This window comes from Nocardiopsis sp. NPDC055551 (genome assembly GCF_053619415.1).
The window spans coordinates 621,954-637,621 of sequence record NZ_JBSHJJ010000001.1 but is presented as its reverse complement, the minus strand read 5'-3'; the positions used below and the strand labels follow the sequence as shown (position 1 = coordinate 637,621).

The window sequence follows — 15,668 nt, the reverse complement described above, 5'->3', positions numbered from 1 at the left end:
GGGTCAAGAGATTCGACATGTGTTCGGTATGAGAACATCGTCCGTGGGCCGAGCAGCGCCCGACGGCGGAACGCACCCGACCCCCCGACCCGGAAGGCTCCATGACCACCGAAGACGCGCCTCGACGCGGAGCCCACTTCGTCCAGTCCCTGGAACGGGGACTGACCGTCATTCGCGCTTTCTCCGCCGAACGACCCTCCATGACCCTCAGCGAGGTCGCCCGCGCCACCGACCTCACCCGCGCGGCCGCCCGACGCTTCCTGCTCACCCTGGTGGACCTGGGCTACGTGCGCACCGACGGGCGCATGTTCTGCCTGACCCCGCGCGTGTTGGAACTGGGCTACGCCTACGTGGCCTCCGCCGGCCTGCCCGACGTCGCCCAACCACACCTGGAGGACCTCTCCCAGCGCGTGCGCGAGTCCGCCTCGGTATCGGTGATGGAGGGCGACGACGTCCTCTACGTGGCCCGCGTGGCCACCTCCCGGATCATGGCCGTGGCCATCACCGTGGGCACCCGCTTCCCCGCCGCGGCCACCTCCATGGGCCGTGTCCTACTGGCCGGGCTCGGCGAGGCCGCCCTCACCGGCTACCTGGACCGGGTCGAACTCCCCTCCCTGACCCGCTTCACCATCACCGACACCGCCCGGCTGCGCTCGGAGATCCTCAAGGTACGCGAACAGGGCTACGCCATCGTCGACCAGGAACTGGAGGAAGGTCTGCGCTCCCTGGCCGCGCCCATCCGCGACACCGACGGCAAGGTCATCGCCGCCGCCAACGTCTCCGCCCACGCCAACCGTTCCTCCATCGACGACGTGCGCCGCGACCTGCTGCCCGCGCTGTTGGAGACCACCGCCCGGATCGAGGCCGACCTGGCCGCCGTGGCCCGCCGCGACGCCACCCGCTGAAGGCCTCACCCGACCCGGAACCTCGCACCCGCGCATGGGCTCGGGCCTTGCGGGGCCCGAGCCCGGGCTGGGATCCTGCCCGAACCCGGCGGCGACACGACCACGCGAGAACGAGCCGCGCCGCCGGTGAACTGACACCATGGCGGGAATCCGGCCCTGGCGCCGCTTCGGAAGGGACACCGTGACCGACGCACACATCACCACCCCCATCGCACGGCAGGCGGGCTCACTCACACTGGGCGGTGACCTGCGCGTCCATCGCCTGGGGTTCGGGGCGATGCGCCTCGTCGGCGAGGGGGTGTGGGGCCCGCCCCGTGACCGCGACGAGGCCCTGGCGGTGCTGCGCCGCGTCGTCGAACTGGGCATCGACTTCATCGACACCGCCGACTCCTACGGCCCCCAGATCGGCGAACAGCTCATCAGGGAGGCCCTGTACCCCTACCCCGAGGACCTGGTCATCGGCACCAAGGCCGGGTTCGCCCGCACCGGCCCCTCCCAGTGGCACAGACTGGGCCACCCCGCCTACCTCAAGCAGCAAGTGGAGCTGAGCCTGCGCAACCTGGGCCTGGAACGCATCGACCTGCTGCAACTGCACCGGATCGACCCCCAGGTGCCGCTGGCCGACCAGCTCGGCGCCCTGGTGGAGCTGCGCGAAGAGGGCAAGATCCGACACATCGGGCTGAGCGAGGTGAGTGTGGACGAGCTCTCGGCGGCCCGCGCCATCACCCCGATCGTCTCGGTACAGAACCAGTACGCCCCCTCCTTCCGCCAGTCCGAGGACGTACTCGAACAGTGTGAGAAGGACGGCATCGCCTTCCTGCCCTGGGCGCCGGTCGGGAGCGGGGAGATGGCCTCACCCCACTCCCCACTCGCCTCCATCGCCGCCGAACACGACATCAGCCCGGTCCGGCTGGCACTGTCCTGGCTGTTGCACCGCTCCCCCGTGATGCTGCCCATCCCGGGCACTTCGAGGGTGGCGCACCTGGAGGAGAACACGGCCGCGGCCGCCGTACGGCTCTCCGAGGAAGAGGTCGAGCGGATCAGCCGCTTCCTGTCCTAGGGCGTGTTCCGCGCACGGCGCGGACCTCGGCGATCACGCGCGCGGCCGCGGCGTCGGGGTCCTCGTGCTCCCACACCCGCACCACGTGCCACCCCTCCTCGTTCAGCCGGGCGTTGGTCGCGGCGTCGCGTGCCCGGTTGACGCGCACCTTCTCCGCCCAGTAGCCGGCGTTGGTGGCGGCCTTGGTGTGGTGTTCGGGGCAACCGTGCCAGAAACAACCGTCGACGAACACCGCGACCTTGATCCGGGAGAACACCAGGTCGGCCGTGCGCCGAAACCCCGCCAGGGGCCGCGCCGAGACCCGGTAGCGCAACCCGGCCGCGTGCAGCCTGCGGCGGATCGCCAACTCGGGCCGGGTGTCACGCCCCTTGTTGGACCGCATGCTCTTACGGGTGCCCTCGTTCGCCGCTCGTGTCGGCCGTCGCGCGTCCATCGCCCTCGATCCTAACGATTCGCCCACGCGAGACGCCTCATCTATCTTGAACCTCATGCTCACGGACGACTCGATCACCATCGTCGACCTGTTCTCGGGGTGTGGCGGGCTCACCGCGGGCTTCCACTCCTACCGGACACCAGGACGCGACGACTCCCCTTTCCGTACCGTGGGCGCGGTCGAGCACGACCTGGCGGCGGCCTCCACCTACGCGGCCAACTTCGGTGAGCACACCGGTATCGAACGCGTCCACGCCGGTGACATCGAGGCCTGGGATCCCGGTGTGGTCCAAGAGGAAGTGGACGTCATCCTGGGCGGCCCACCCTGCCAGGGGTTCTCGGCGCTCAACAAGAAGAACCTGCTCGGCGACCAGGGCGACGTGCGCAACGTGCTCTGGCGTGAGTACGTGCGGGTGGTGCGGGCCCTGCGTCCCAAGGTGTTCGTGATCGAGAACGTGGCGAGGTTCCTGGACTCGGGAGAGTACGCGCTGTTGCGCGCCGAGACCGAGGACCCGGGCGGGCTGCTGGGCGAGTACGAACTGACCGAGGCCCGGGTGCTGAACGCGGCCGACTACGGGGTCCCCCAGGCCCGCCGGCGGGCCATCGTGCTGGCCACCCGACGAGACGTGCTAGCCGCCGCCCCCGAAGGGTCGGGCCTGGACCACCCCCGCCCCACGCACACCCGCGTCCGGCACGGTGGCCCGATGCCCGGACCGGTCGAACCCATGTTGGGGGGCGGCGCGCCGCTGTCGCCGTGGGAGACGGTGGAGTCGATCTTCGCCAAGACCCCGCGCGCGACCACCACGACCGAACTGCCCGCGCGTTCCTGCGCACCGTTGGGGGTCGAGCTTCCCGGGGCCTACCGGACCTTCGAGCTGCACCTGGGCCGTAACCCCAGGCCCCTGTCGCGCCTGCGCTATGAGGCGATCCCGCCCGGGGGCAACCGCAACGACCTGCCACCGGAGTTGTCCACGCGTGCCTGGTTGCGGCACCGGACCGGGACCGGTGACGTCATGGGCCGTCTGCGCACGGATCGCCCCTCGGTCACCATCCGCACCGAGTTCTTCAAACCCGAGAAGGGGCGCTACCTGCATCCCAGTGAGCACCGGCCGATCACGCACATGGAGGCCGCCCACATCCAGGGTTTCGACGAGGACTTCCGTTGGTGCGGGAGCAAGCTGCAGATCGCCCGCCAGATCGGCAACGCCGTGCCGGTGGGGCTGGCCTCGGCGTTGGCCGGCCAGGTGTACCGGTACCTGGTGGGGGTGGGCGTGGTCGCCGATCCCCCGCGCCCGACGGCACCCTGAGTCGGCGGGGGCGAGCCCGCCATGGCGAAGGGCCCGTCGATGCCTCCGGCGGACCCCGTGCCTGTGGAAGGTGGGACTATCCCGGTCGCAGGCGGAAGACCTGCAGACGCATGTTGTAGTACTTCTCGGTCTCGCCGACCCATTCCATACCCAGTCTTCGGGCCACCGCGATGGCTCTTTCGTTCTTGGGCCGGGCGACCGCGAACACCTCCTCGATGCCCTGCTCGAAGGCCCAGGCGATGATGGCCCGGCTGGCCTCGGTCGCGTACCCCTGGCCCCACACCTCCGGTCGAAGGGCCCAGCTCAGTTCGAAGTCCTCCTCGAAGGGCGGGAGCAGCTTCAGTGAAAGCCCTCCCACCAGCTCTCCGTCCTCCTTGCGAACGATCGCCCAGCGCCCGGCGGGTGGGATCAGGTTCGGTCCCGCCTCGATCCAGGCGTGGAGCACCGAGCGCATGGCGCTGTCGTCGGTCACCGGTTGCCATTCCGGCGTCAGCCAGTGCGCGACCTCGTCGGCCCCGTACACCCTCAGGGCCGATTCGGCGTCGTCCAGCTCCCACTCCCTGATCAGGAGTCGGTCGGTTGGCAGCTCAAGGCTCATATCACAACGTTAGCGCTCTACGAAGCACCGGCACAGGGGGGCTGCCACATGAGTCCGAATACCTTGCCCCGGCAGGCCTGGGCGTTGACCGACAGGGCCTCCTCGACCGGAGGTTCCGACGCTGGAAGCTTTCCGTGACCCCCTTCACACGGAGCGCGGCGGTCGCTAGGGTTCCAAATTGGGAGCGCTCCCACATTCTGGTCCATCCCTATCCCCCGACTCCGATCCGCTAGGAGTAGTGAACGAGAGATGACGACACCACGCACGGCCCTGAGGGCCGTGACCACAGTGGCGCTGGGCCTGCTCGTCGCAGGCTGCGCCACCCCCGCACAGACCGTCTCCCACGCCGAAGAAGTCCCCGAAGCGACCCAGGACAGCGGGTTCTACGTCAACCCCGACGCCTCCGCGGCCCGATGGGTGGCCGACAACCCCGACGACCCACGGGCCGCGCTCATCGAGGAGCGCATCGCGAGCGTGGCCCAGGCGACCTGGTTCGCCAACTACGACCCCACCACCATCGAGGCCGAGGTGGACGCCCTGGCCTCGGCCGCGGAGGCCGACGGCACCGTACCCGTCATGGTCGTCTACAACGTCCCCGGCCGTGACTGCGGAAACCACAGTGACGGCGGCGCCCCCGACCACGAGTCCTACCGCTCCTGGATCGACTCCTTCGCCGCCGGTCTGGACGGTCGCCCCGCCACCATCGTGATCGAGCCCGACGCGCTCTCGCTCATGGGCAGCTGCGAGGGCCAACCGCCCGCCGAGGTCATGGAGTCCATCTCCTACGCCGGCGGCACCCTTCGGCAGGCCTCCGACCAGGCGCGCGTCTACCTCGACGTAGGCAACTCGAACTGGCACACCCCCGAGGACATCGCCGAGCTGCTGCACGGCGTGGACGCGGGCGAGACCGCCCACGGCATCGCCACCAACGTCTCCAACTACCGCACCACGGCCGACGAGGTCTCCCACGCCGAGGCCATCGTGGCCGCCAGTGGCCTGGACCTGACCGCGATCGTGGACACCAGCCGCAACGGCAACGGCCCCGCCGACGACAGCGAATGGTGCGACCCGCCCGGCCGCGCCCTGGGCACCCCGACCACCTCCGACACCGGCAGCCCGGTCGTGGACGCCTTCGTGTGGGTGAAGCTGCCCGGCGAGGCCGACGGGTGCGCGGGACCGGCCGGTTCCTTCATCCCCGACATCGCCCACGAACTGGCCGAGAACGCCGGCGCCTGACCGAACGCACGCGGCGGCCGGTTCCCGTCGCGTGAAGGAGGTCGCCGGAGCCGACCGGTTCCGGCTCCGGCGGCCTTCACACCCCTCAACGCAAGAAACGGGCGAAAACTCTTTCGCGTACGCGACGTTTTCTTGCAATGATGTGGGAGATTCTTCCAACCGGCCTCATTGGAGTGTCCCCACATGCGGTTCAGCCACGACCCCCATCACGACGGCTCCCCCGACTACCTGACCGTGAACGGGGACCACGTCCACGTGCGGGTTCGGGTCCCCGGCGACGCCGACGGGGTGTACGCGCGCCTGGTGGAGGACGGCGAGGCCGTACTGGTCGAGGCCCGCCTGGAACACCAGGCCGAAGGGGTGAGCTGGTACGGGGTGGACCTGCCCCGGCTGGAGGTGGTCACCACCTACCGGTTCGCCATCGTGCGCGATCGCCACTACACCTGGCTGAACCAGGAGGGCCCGCACGACCACGAGGTCACCGACGACGGCGACTTCCGGCTCCTGGACTCCCCCGCGCCACCCGACTGGGTACCGGCGACCACCGTCTACCAGATCTTCCCCGACCGCTTCGCCCGCGATGACGACTCCGTCGACTCCCCGGCCGACCACCCCGAGTGGGCCCTGCCCCGGGACTGGGACCACGAACCCGCCGGGTCCGGCCTCCTGGCGTCCCGGGAGTTCTACGGCGGCACCCTGGAAGGCGTGCGCCGGCACCTGGACCACCTGGCCGACCTGGGCGCCGAGGTGGTGTACCTGACCCCCTTCTTCCCCGCCAGGTCCACCCACCGCTACGACGCCTCCTCCTTCGACGAGGTCGACTCCTGGCTGGGCGGCGACGCGGCACTGAGCGCCCTGGTCCGCGAGGCGCACGCGCGCGGTATGCGGGTGATGGGCGACCTGACCACCAACCACACCGGCGACGAGCACGAGTGGTTCCGCGCCGCCAAGGCCGACGCCGACTCGGCCGAGGCCGGTTTCTACCACTTCACCTCCCATCCGGAGGAGTACGTGAGCTGGCTGGGGGTGCGCTCCCTGCCCAAGCTCGACTACACCGACACCGAACTGCGCGAGCGCGTGTACGGAGCCGATGACTCGGTACTGGTCTCACGCCTGGTCGGCGAGGATCCGCTGGATGGGTGGCGGATCGACGTGGCCAACATGACCGGTCGCCTGGGCGCCCTGGACCTCAACCACGAAGTGTCCGGTGAGATCGCCTCGCGCATGCGCGAGGCCGCCCCACGCGCATGGTTGCTGGCCGAGCACTTCTACGACGCCGGCCCCGACACCCGCCACGACGGCTGGCACGGTGTGATGAACTACGCCGGGTTCACCCGCCCGGTGTGGGCGTGGCTGAACACCGGCCCCGAGGGGGTGCGGTACGCGGCCACGCACACCTCGGCTCCGCTGCCCTCCAGCGGGGCCGCCGAGGCGGTGCGGGCGCTGCGGGCGGCCAACGCGGGGCTGCCCTGGCGGGTGCGCACGCACAGCGTGAACGCGCTGAGCACCCACGACTCGGCGCGTTTTCGCACGGTGGTGGGTGACGCGGTGCGCCAGGCGGTGGGTGTGGCCGCCCAGGCCACCCTGCCGGGGGTCCCGTTCGTGTTCGCCGGGGACGAGATCGGGCTGCTGGGGCGCGATGGGGAGAACTCGCGGCGCACGATGCCCTGGCACCGGACCCGGGACTGGGACACCGAGGTGCTGGCGGCCCACCGTCGACTGTTGGCGCTGCACCGGGAGCTGCCGGCGCTGCAGTCGGGGGGTCTGCGCTGGTTGGACACCGGTGAGCACCACATGACGTTCCTGCGCACCCTGGGCGAGCAGGTGGTGTTGGTGCACCTGACCGATGGGCCGCACGGAGAGGTCGGTGGTGCCCTGGGCGACCTGGACGCCCGAGCCCTGAAGGTGGTCGAGAGCGGCGGCGGGGTCAAGGCCCGGTTGGAGGGCGAGGTGGCGCTGGAGGCCGACGGTCCGGGGTTCGTGGTGGCCCTGGGCACCAGCACCCTGCCCACCCTCGGCTGAGATGGTCGAACCTCAACGCCCCGGGCGGTGGTTGAGACGTGCCGCCCGGCGCGTCAGGTGTTCGCGTTCGGCCAGGTTGGTGGCCTTGCGGGCGGCTTCGGCGTACAAGCGGGCCGCGGTGTCCAGGTCACCGGCACACTCGTGCAAATGCCCCGCCACCGCGCTGTGGCGGGGCAACGACTCGTCCAGTTCGGCGAGCGCCGCCAGGCCGGCGGCCGGTCCGTCGGCCTCCCCGACGGCCACCGCTCGGTTCAGTCGCACCACCGGGCTCCGGTTCAGCCGGACGAGTTCGTCGTACCACTCCACGATCTGTACCCAGTCGGTCTCCTCGGCCCTGAGCGCGTCGGCGTGCAGCGCGGCGATGGCGGCCTGGGCCTGGTACTCGCCCAACCGGTCCCGGGCCAGGGCCGCCCGCAGGATCCCGATCCCCTCGGAGATCGCCCCGGTGTCCCAACGACGCCGATCCTGTTCGGCCAGCGGCACCAGAGCCCCCTCGGACGTGGTCCGCGCGGGGCGCCGGGCGTGGTGCAACAGCACGAGGGCGAGCAGCCCGGCCGACTCCGGATGGTCCAAGGCGGCGTGGAGCCGGCGGGTGAGCCGGATCGCCTCGGCGGCCAGGTCGAGCTCACCGGAATAGCCCTCGTTGAAGACCAGGTAGAGGACGCGCAGCACGGTGGCCGCGTCGCCAGGACGGTCCAGGCGCACCCCGGCCACGGTGCGCTTGGCGCGGCTGATGCGCTGACCCATGGTCGCCTCGGGCACCAGGTAGGCGCGAGCGATCTGGCGGGTGGTCAGCCCACCGACCGCGCGCAGGGTGAGCGCGACCGCCGACGAGGAGCTCAGGGACGGGTGGGCGCACAGGAAGTACAACCGGAGCGTGTCGTCCACCCCGGGCGCGGGCCCGGGCTCCGGTTCTCCTTGGAGGAGTTCCTCTCGTCGACGGCGGGCGCTCTCGGAACGGGCCGCGTCGAGGAACCGTCGCCAGGCCACGGTGACCAACCACCCCTTGGCGTCCCGGGGTGGATCGGTGGGCCACACACGTAGGGCTTCGACCAGGGCGTCCTGCACGGCGTCCTCGGCCGCCGCGAATTCGGCTCCGCGACGGACCAGGATCGTCAGGACGCTCGGGGTGAGGCCGCGCAGCAGGACCTCGTCCACCGGCTCAGTCCTCGATGGTGGGCGGCTCGGTCAGGAAGGGTCGCAGTTCGAGCCACTCGTGGATGGGCCGCCCGCCGGCGCCGGGGGCCGCCGAGAGCTCCGCGGCCAGTTCCAGGGCGCGTTCACGGCTGTCGACGTCGATGACCATCCATCCGGCGATGAGGTCCTTGGTCTCGGCGAAGGGACCGTCGGTGACCGGCGGCCGGCCCTCTCCGTCGTAGCGCACGAACGTGCCCTCTGGGGCCAGGGCCTGGGCGTCGACGAACTCCCCGCTCTTCTCCAGCCGGTCGGCGAAGTCGCGCATGTACTTCATGTGCGCGGAGATCTCCTGCGACGTCCACTGGTCCATGGGCACGTCGTTGACCGCCGCCGGAGCGCCCCGGTAGTGCTTGAGCAACAGATACTTGGCCATGGTGATCCTCCTCGGTCTCCGCGACCCATCATGGTCGCCTTCATCCCTGGGACGGAGCGGGCCACGGGTTCTCGACATCCGGGCGAAGGTTTTTTCGTGGAAGGGAGCGGTCACACCGCGGCCGGCGGCGCGCGAGATCCCCCGATAGGTCCAGGTCACCACAACGAAGGCCCCCGCGCCACCCTCGGTGAGGTGGCCTGTGGACAAGTCCGGGGGTCAGGGAAGGACGGCCTGGATGTCCTTGGTGATGCGCGCGACCAGCTCGCCGGTGCGGCCGGTGAAGTAGAAGTGACCGCCGGGCAGGGTGTGGTGTGCGAAGTCGCCTTGGACGTGGTCGCCCCAACCGGACAGGCGCTCGGGGGTCATACCGAGGTCCTCGGCGCCACCGAAGACCGACAGCGGAACCCGCAGGGGCGGGGCCTGGGGGTCGGGGCTCCAGGTGTCGACCACCTGCAGGTCGGCGCGGACCAGCGGTTCGACGTAGGCCCACAGCTCGGGGTCCTCCAGCGCGTGGTGCGGGGTGCCGCCCATCTCCGCGATGGCCTCACGCAGGCGTCCGGAGGGGACGCGATGTCGGGGTTGGGCCCGTTCGGGGCCGGGGGCGGGGCTCCAAGAGGAGGCGCCCAGCCAGGCGGGCGGTGTTTCGGTCAGGCGGTGGGTCATCTCGTAGGCGATCAGGGCGCCCATGCTGTGCCCGAACAGACCGTAGGGGCGGTCGAGTTCGGGACGCACGACGTCGCACAGGTGATCGGCCAGGGATCCGGCCTCGCGGAAGGGTTCCTCGCCGGACCTGCGCGCCCGCCCGGGGGCGTCCACCAGGCAGATCTCCCAGTCGGAGGGAAAGTGCCGAACCCACCCGCGGTATCCCAGGTGCGAGCCGCCCGCGTGGTGCAGGACGAAGAGCCGAAAACGGCTGTGGGGTACGGATCTGAGCCGGGTCAGGGCGCCCTCGTGCACGGGTCTGCTCGCCTTCTTACTTACGGGTAACAAAGCGAACCTACCAGTCGGTAATCATTTTCGGACAACCGGGAGCACCCACCCGCCTCCTCCCCGTGACCGAACTCGCACACGTCCATCAGCCGTCCACCCGCTCTCGCCTCGGCACCGGACCACACCGGCCCGTACCACCTCGCCTGCCCACCCCCCCGCAGGCGCGAAAACCACTCGTGTGGGCGGCTCCGGGTCCGGCACACTGGCCGCTGGTCGATGATTTGGGGCGAGGGGCGTGCGGTGGGGTGGGTTCCGGGGGCACTACGGCATCGGCGTCTGCGCCTGCTGCCGGCAGGCCGTGGCCTCGGCGACCTGGGGGCCGAGATGCTCCCCGTGGCGATGGTGGGCCTGGTGCTGGTCGAACACGGCCCCCTGCTGCTGGGCCTGGTGTTGGGGGTACGAGGGGCCGCGGGGTCACTGTTCGCACTGCTGACCGGGGCCCTGCTCACCCGGGTGCGCAAGTCCACCGCCCTGGCCCGGACCATGCCGGTCCTGGGGGCGTCCCTGCTGTTGTTCCTGGTCATGGACACGGTTCCGGGGTGGCGCTCGGGTGACCTCAGTGGTGGTCGTGCCCCTCGGAATGCTCGCCCTGGTCCGACCCCCCGGTCATCTCCCGCGCCGGAACCTCCAACCGCGCCTCGACCCCACTCGCGAAATCGATCGTGACGGTGACCTCGTCCCCGACCCGCAGCGGGCCGGGGACGTCTTCGACGGTGGTGGTGCCACAGGCCACCGACGCTCACCCCCACAACTCCGATCCCGGCACCTGCCCCTCGTCCCTCACCGGCGGCACCGCGAACACCGCGCTCCCCTCATGGCGGATGTACTCACCGAGCGCGTCCCCGCCCTCGTCCAGACTCCGCTGCACGGCGGTGAAACCGGTACGCGGGTCGGCCTGCCAGGCGGTGAACAACAATCCCGCGTCCACCCTCCCCTCCGAGTCCCACCCCAGGTCGTAGTCGAAGCCGCGCCGGAGCATGCGCGCCCCCAGGGTGTTCTCCGGGGAGGCCAACCGGATGTGCGCGTCCGGGGCGATCACCGGCCGCCCCCCATCGTCCCGGGCCACCAGGTTCGGCCGATCGTCCTCCCTCGAACCGCCCAGGGGCGCCCCATCGTCCAGACGCCGACCCACCACACGTTCCCGCTCGTCTTCGGAGAGCGCGAACCAGCCCTCCAACAGCATGCGGATCCGGCGCACCACCACGTAGGTGCCACCGTCCATCCACGCCGTGGCCGGTTCGGGGTGGGCGGCCAGGACCTGCGAGGCGAACACCGCCTGGTCCGGGTGCGGGTTGACCGTGCCGTCGACCTGGCCCATGAGGTTGCGCGGGGTGGCCGAGGGGTCCTTGGCGGTGACCGCGCCGCGCCGAAAGCCCGGCAGCGCCCACCGCACCCGCACACGCCCTCCCGCGAGGTCGACCAGGTGGCGGGCGGCGGCCCCGGCCACCACCGGGTCCTCCGCGCCCACGTGCAGCATCAGATCCCCGCCGCACCACTCCTCACGGAGTCGGTCGCCGGCGAAGTCGGGCAGATCCTCCAGCTCCTCGGGTCTCCGATCGCCCAGACCGGCCCGCTCCAACAGGGAGCCGCCCAACCCCAGGGTGACCCCCAACGAGGCCGGACGCAGCCCTTGGGTGGGCGCGCCCTCCACCACCCCCTCCAGCCCGTGTTCGTGCAACGCCCGGATCTCCTCCCCCCAGGACTCCAACACCTCGCCGGCCCGGGCCGCCACCTCCTCCGGGCCGTCCCCGACCACCTCCAGCGCCACCACCCGCACATGGGAAGGGGTGGGGGTGAGCAACGCCGGCGGCAACCCGTCCCGGTACCCGCCCCGGGACAGCGTCACCGCCAAGGCCGGGTCGGGCTCCGGGCGGCTCACACCCGCACCCAACAGGCCACCGGCGGCCAACCCCACCGCCCCGGCCGCTCCACCGGTCAACAGTCCACGCCGGGAGGGCCCCCTCACAACAACTCCTCGGCCAACACCGGAAGCAGTTCGGCCACCTGGTCGGCCTCCACCCCCTCGTCGAACATGCCGGCGGCCTCACCACCCTCGGTCAGGACGATGATCCGCCCACCGTGGGAGACCAGGTAGTCGCCCTCGGTCTCCTGCGGCGCCTCGATGGGGATCCCGTAGTCGCCGGCGGCCGCCACGATGTCCTCGATTTCGCCCCGCACCCCCTGGAACCCGGGGTCGAAGCGGTCCAACCAGGAACGCAACTGCTCGTCGGTGTCCCGGGCCGGGTCACTGGTCACCATGACCACGTCCACGTCATCGGCGACCTCCCCCGCCTCCTCCAGGGCCAGGTCGATCTCGGCCATGGTCATCGGGCACACGTCCGGGCAGCTCGTGTATCCGAAGAACAACAGGGTGAGCCGGTCGGGGTCCACGTCGGTGAACCGCCAGGCCTCACCGTCCACGTCCACCAACTCCGCCGCGGAGGCCGCCATCGGCTCATCGGACAGGTCCATGTAGTGCTCGACCTCGTCCAGGCCACCACCGGCGGAACAGGCCACCCCGCTCAACAGCGCGGTCGCGGCCACGACCGCACCTACAGGCCGCCACAGCCGGGACGAGGCGGATCGGGCGGTCACGGGTTCATTCATGTCAGGTCTTTCCGTTCTCATCTGATCAACGTCCAAGGACACGCGGTGGACCCTCACGCCGCCTCGCGCACCAGCCGGGCCAGGTCCCTGCGCCCGCGCGCCACACGCGAGCGCACCGTGCCCACCGGCACCCCCAACAGCGCCGCGGCCTCGGCGTAGGGCACCCGATGCACCTGGGTCAGCACGAAGGCCCGGCGGCGCTGCTCGGGCAACTCCTCCAGCAGCGCCGCCAGCGCCAGGTACTCGTCGAAACGGCCAGGGGAGGCCGCCCCGTCGCCCAGACAGCCCTCCACGTCCCGTACCGGATCGGTACGCGGGGTGCGCTCGCGCACCCGGTAGCGATCCACCACGGTGTGGCGGGCCACCGACAACAACCACGCCCGCACCGGTGCCCGACCCGAGTAGCGGGGCAGGCCGCGCAGGGCACGGGTGTAGGTCTCCTGGGTCAGGTCGTCCACCCAGGTCGGGTCGACCCTGCGAGCGATGTAGCGCCGCACGTCCTCACGGGTCAGCGTGAACAGCGCGTCGATCGCCTCGGGGGCGCCCCGCCCGGCGCGCAACGCCAGACGGGACAGGTTCGAGGGGTCTTCTTCGTTCGAGGTCACCGGTGTGGTCGCCACTGTCGCGCGCACACCGCCTTCACCCACGGTCATCACATTCGAGCCTTCGGTCATCGCACGCGTCCACACCCGACCACGGCACGACCCATGGAGGGCATGACCGAGGTCAGGAGGGCGCGGGCGTCCTGGCGACGCCACGAGGCGCCGAGGGAACACGCCAGGGCCGCCCCGCGGACGAACACGCCGACCACAGCCACGGCGCGCCGGGCGCGCCACAGGGGCCGGTTCACGCTCGCCCTCAGGCGGCGAGCAGGACCGGTGGACCTCTCAGGACCCGGGTGTGGCGCAGCACCGAAGGCCCGGCCGGCAACGGCCGGTCCGGTGGAGCGAACCGGGAGGCGAGCACCGGCTCCGGGCTCGGCAGCGCCCCGACCACCAGCAACAACGGCACCAGGGACAGCGCCATGAACCGTAAGAAGGCGAAGAGGGCGTCCTCGCCCAACCGCAACCACCAGGCGCTCACCAACGCCATGACCACGTGCATCGCGATCATGGCCCACGCCGGCATCGACTGCGCGGCCATCTCGCCCACACCGTGGCCACCGTGGCCGCCACCCCATCCCTGGGCGGCACTGAAGGTCACGTGCAGCGCGAACTGGCCCCAGAGCATGCGGGCGGTCAACGCCCACACCCCAAGACGCCGTGTGGTCGAGGCCCAGGCCATCACCCACACCAGCGCGCCGCCCGGCACCAATCCGAGCAGTGGTACGTCCTGCCCCGAACTCAGCGCGTGTCCGATCGCGGACAGGCTCGCGCACACCAGGGTGAACACCCCGGCGCGCAGCGCTCGGCAAGGCGGACTCTTCGACATCGCCCTCATCGTCGCACCCGCTCACGCCACCCGCGTACCGGGGTAGGAGGACTCCTCGTCCCCTGTTCTAGACTCGACGACGTTCCCGGTGTGAGAAGAGGCCCGCTTGTGACCCTGTCCCCGCTCGCCCTACTGCGCGAGTGGCCCGCGCGTACCGATGACACGGCCCTCCAAGAGTTCGTGCTCATCGGCAACCGGCTCGACCTGCCGGCCCTGGAACGTCACGTGCTGCCCACCGCACAGGAGATGGGCGCCGCGATCACCGTGCTCGGCGCCACCGCGCCCGGGGCCGAACCGGCGGCGCTGTCCCGGCCCGACCGCACCCTGGCCCTGATCGAGGCCGATGCCCCCGACCCACTGCCCGAACTGGCGCTGTTGGTGGGTGGAGCACACGTGGTGGCGGCCTTCGGCGGTGGCGCCCCGGCCGCGGAGCGACGTCCCTGGACCGTACTGAGCGGTGGCCCCCAAGGGGTGCCCTGGGCGTTGGCCGACCTGGGCGCGTGGCTGCGTCTGCGCGCGAGCGCGCCCGCCGTGCCCGCCGCCATGGCCGAGCGTCTCTCCCTGGTGGCCGACCTCGTGGAGGATCTGCTGCTGACCGACCCGGTGGAGTCCGACGCCCGGATCCTGCACGACGGTGAGGACTCCCTGCTGACCCGGCTACCGCAAGGCCCCGTGAGCGAGTTGTGCCTGTACGCCCCGCTGCGCGGCGCCGACGCGCCCACGTTGCGGTCCCTGGCCCGACACCTGGCCCCGGAGCGGGTGGTGCTGGCCCTGCCCCCGGACTGGCCCGACGAGGACACCGAGCGGGCGCTGCGCGTCCTGGCCGACGCGGGGTTGAAGGCCCAGGCCCGCACCGTCCCCGACGGCCACCCCGCGCACGGTGGGCTCCTGGAGTGGGAGGACCACCAGGGGCGATACGCCCTGACCCTGGGTTCGCGCCTGAGCGCCCTGACCCGCACCGGGCAGGGCACGCTCACCGCCCTGGTCCCGGCCACCGCGCCACCGGAACCCGTCACCGCCCAGGACGACGATCACCTGGCCGACCTCCTGGTGGAGTCGGGTGATCCGGGCTGGACCGTGGGGTTCGACTCCGGCCTGTACCGGGTGCACGGTTCCTTCACCAACCCCGTACCCGTGGCGGCCCGGGTCGTCGAACTCCTGGACCGGCGAGTCCAGGGGCCGGGGCCCGTGCTGGTGCACGCCCAAGGCCCCAAGGCCTGGGCGTTGCTGGTGTGGAGCCGACCGATGATGCTGCTGGCCTCGGCCCCCAGGGGCAGCGCCTGGCGTCTGTACCGGGTCGATCCACCCGCCACCCCCGCCTCCCGGTTGGGCGGCGAGGGCCTGTCCCAGGTGGGGTTGGTGCGCACCAGCGCTCCCCTGCACCGGGCCCCGCACCGCGACATCGGCGCTTTCCTGCACACTCTGAACACCGACCACATCACCCTGCTCGAAAACGTCGGGTTCTTGGACAAACCCATGTGAACCACCACTGGTGCCGGTGCGGGGCGGT

The 15,668-nt window shown here is 71.3% G+C and carries 17 protein-coding genes; 7 read left to right on the top strand and 10 right to left on the bottom strand.

Annotation, left to right across the window (positions count from 1 at the left end; genetic code table 11):
* The first annotated feature begins 101 nt into the window (after positions 1–101).
* Complete coding sequence (locus ACWGSK_RS02605; protein WP_358509244.1) at positions 102–905, top strand: IclR family transcriptional regulator domain-containing protein; 804 nt, start codon at positions 102–104, stop codon at positions 903–905.
* Between the two features lie 181 nt (positions 906–1,086).
* Entirely contained in the window at positions 1,087–1,965 is an 879-nt protein-coding gene (locus tag ACWGSK_RS02600; RefSeq protein ID WP_452455065.1) for an aldo/keto reductase, read from the top strand.
* Here the strand turns inward: ACWGSK_RS02600 and ACWGSK_RS02595 are convergent.
* Complete coding sequence (locus ACWGSK_RS02595; protein ID WP_452455064.1) at positions 1,946–2,398, bottom strand: very short patch repair endonuclease; 453 nt, start codon at positions 2,396–2,398, stop codon at positions 1,946–1,948. The genes ACWGSK_RS02600 and ACWGSK_RS02595 overlap by 20 nt on opposite strands.
* A gap of 55 nt (positions 2,399–2,453) precedes the next feature.
* Here ACWGSK_RS02595 and ACWGSK_RS02590 point away from each other — a divergent pair, with 55 nt between their 5' ends.
* Entirely contained in the window at positions 2,454–3,704 is a 1,251-nt protein-coding gene (locus ACWGSK_RS02590; RefSeq protein WP_452455063.1) for a DNA cytosine methyltransferase, read from the top strand.
* 76 nt (positions 3,705–3,780) lie between these two features.
* Here the strand turns inward: ACWGSK_RS02590 and ACWGSK_RS02585 are convergent, their stop codons facing one another.
* Positions 3,781–4,302 (bottom strand): GNAT family N-acetyltransferase, encoded by a 522-nt coding sequence (locus tag ACWGSK_RS02585; protein ID WP_358509256.1) that lies wholly within the window; start codon positions 4,300–4,302, stop codon positions 3,781–3,783.
* Positions 4,303–4,551: 249 nt separating this feature from the next.
* Here ACWGSK_RS02585 and ACWGSK_RS02580 point away from each other — a divergent pair, with 249 nt between their 5' ends.
* The gene (locus ACWGSK_RS02580) at positions 4,552–5,538 is read left to right on the top strand and encodes a glycoside hydrolase family 6 protein (protein ID WP_358509259.1); all 987 of its coding nucleotides are present in this window, start codon (positions 4,552–4,554) and stop codon (positions 5,536–5,538) included.
* 183 nt (positions 5,539–5,721) lie between these two features.
* Complete coding sequence (locus ACWGSK_RS02575; RefSeq protein ID WP_452455062.1) at positions 5,722–7,560, top strand: glycoside hydrolase family 13 protein; 1,839 nt, start codon at positions 5,722–5,724, stop codon at positions 7,558–7,560.
* Positions 7,561–7,572: 12 nt separating this feature from the next.
* Here ACWGSK_RS02575 and ACWGSK_RS02570 read toward each other — a convergent pair whose 3' ends face one another.
* The 3 genes from ACWGSK_RS02570 to ACWGSK_RS02560 all read right to left on the bottom strand — a co-directional run bounded on the left by ACWGSK_RS02570 (position 7,573) and on the right by ACWGSK_RS02560 (position 10,087).
* A complete protein-coding gene (locus tag ACWGSK_RS02570; protein ID WP_452455061.1) occupies positions 7,573–8,718 on the bottom strand; it encodes an RNA polymerase sigma factor in 1,146 nt (381 codons plus the stop codon).
* Positions 8,719–8,722: 4 nt separating this feature from the next.
* Entirely contained in the window at positions 8,723–9,130 is a 408-nt protein-coding gene (locus tag ACWGSK_RS02565) for a YciI family protein (protein ID WP_358509268.1), read from the bottom strand.
* A 216-nt stretch (positions 9,131–9,346) separates the two neighbouring features.
* Positions 9,347–10,087: a thioesterase II family protein gene (locus tag ACWGSK_RS02560; protein ID WP_358509270.1), complete on the bottom strand. Its 741-nt coding sequence runs from the start codon at positions 10,085–10,087 to the stop codon at positions 9,347–9,349.
* 273 nt (positions 10,088–10,360) lie between these two features.
* Here ACWGSK_RS02560 and ACWGSK_RS02555 point away from each other — a divergent pair, with 273 nt between their 5' ends.
* Entirely contained in the window at positions 10,361–10,786 is a 426-nt protein-coding gene (locus tag ACWGSK_RS02555) for a hypothetical protein (RefSeq protein WP_452455060.1), read from the top strand.
* 73 nt (positions 10,787–10,859) lie between these two features.
* Here the strand turns inward: ACWGSK_RS02555 and ACWGSK_RS02550 are convergent, their stop codons facing one another.
* From ACWGSK_RS02550 to ACWGSK_RS02530, 5 genes are read right to left on the bottom strand one after another with little or no spacing between them, the layout of a single operon-like run.
* On the bottom strand, positions 10,860–12,086 hold the full coding sequence (locus ACWGSK_RS02550; RefSeq protein ID WP_358509279.1) for a Dyp-type peroxidase: 1,227 nt from the start codon (positions 12,084–12,086) through the stop codon (positions 10,860–10,862).
* Positions 12,083–12,727: an SCO family protein gene (locus ACWGSK_RS02545; protein WP_358509282.1), complete on the bottom strand. Its 645-nt coding sequence runs from the start codon at positions 12,725–12,727 to the stop codon at positions 12,083–12,085. Before ACWGSK_RS02545 ends, ACWGSK_RS02550 begins: the two co-directional genes overlap by 4 nt.
* A gap of 53 nt (positions 12,728–12,780) precedes the next feature.
* Positions 12,781–13,380, bottom strand: coding sequence for a sigma-70 family RNA polymerase sigma factor (locus tag ACWGSK_RS02540; RefSeq protein ID WP_452455059.1), 600 nt, complete (start codon positions 13,378–13,380; stop codon positions 12,781–12,783).
* Positions 13,381–13,397: 17 nt separating this feature from the next.
* Complete coding sequence (locus ACWGSK_RS02535) at positions 13,398–13,577, bottom strand: hypothetical protein (RefSeq protein ID WP_452455058.1); 180 nt, start codon at positions 13,575–13,577, stop codon at positions 13,398–13,400.
* 8 nt (positions 13,578–13,585) lie between these two features.
* Positions 13,586–14,167: a hypothetical protein gene (locus ACWGSK_RS02530; protein ID WP_358509288.1), complete on the bottom strand. Its 582-nt coding sequence runs from the start codon at positions 14,165–14,167 to the stop codon at positions 13,586–13,588.
* A gap of 99 nt (positions 14,168–14,266) precedes the next feature.
* On the opposite strand from ACWGSK_RS02530, the gene ACWGSK_RS02525 reads away from it, so the two are divergent.
* Positions 14,267–15,640, top strand: a complete 1,374-nt coding sequence (locus ACWGSK_RS02525) for a hypothetical protein (RefSeq protein ID WP_452455057.1) — start codon at positions 14,267–14,269, stop codon at positions 15,638–15,640.
* The last annotated feature ends 28 nt before the right edge of the window (positions 15,641–15,668 follow it).